The sequence below is a fragment of the Neisseria sp. P0001.S005 genome, assembly GCF_051963715.1.
Map to the genome: position 1 here is coordinate 1 of NZ_JBQCTZ010001142.1, position 219 is coordinate 219.

Genomic DNA, 219 nt, shown 5'->3' on the forward strand with positions numbered 1-219 from the left:
TCCGCAGCGCGATTGAATGTATCGCCAAAGACGGCAACCAAAACCAAGTCGGCGTTTGGGCCAATCCGATGAATACGATTGAAGAGCTGTATCTGGCCAAAAAACTTGCCGACGGCTTGGGTGTTAAAAACTTTGCAACCCGTTTGCGCCAACAAGACAAACGTCTTTCAGACGGCCTTAAAGGTGCGCAATGGTTGGGACAAAGCATTGAATCTTTGG

1 protein-coding gene is annotated in these 219 nt (G+C 48.9%); it reads left to right on the forward strand.

What is annotated here, in order from left to right; all coding sequences use genetic code 11:
- A partial coding sequence (locus ACTHSP_RS24335; RefSeq protein WP_440347256.1) for a molybdopterin-dependent oxidoreductase occupies positions 1–219 on the forward strand: 219 nt, incomplete at both ends.